The 296-nt window shown below is 35.5% G+C and carries 1 protein-coding gene; it reads right to left on the bottom strand.

From position 1 onward, the window contains the following. A partial coding sequence (locus tag KIH86_RS03145) for a hypothetical protein (RefSeq protein WP_223110296.1) occupies positions 1-296 on the bottom strand: 296 nt, incomplete at both ends.

Consider the following 296-nt stretch of genomic DNA (forward strand, 5'->3'; position numbering starts at 1 on the left):
AGCAAAGCACCTTGGAAGCAGGAAAGAAATTTTCCGATATCGCTTAAAACAATATAACTCTTCTTATTCATACGATTGATTGTACTAACACAGGAGATTACATTATATGGATTCCAATTCAAAAGCACTAAGTAGTCTGACAAGAAATCGGTTGTTGGCAATGAAGCGATGCTCTCGTAATCGAATAATTTTATTTTTTCTTCGATGCGTTTGTTTTTTTTGTTGTATAGGTAGTAAACATTTTGGGCTTCAATGGGGAGTAGCCAATAAGGGAGCTTGTCAAAATCTACGGTTTG

The organism is Paenibacillus sinensis (assembly GCF_019904155.1).
Lineage (GTDB): Bacteria > Bacillota > Bacilli > Paenibacillales > Paenibacillaceae > Paenibacillus_AQ > Paenibacillus_AQ sinensis.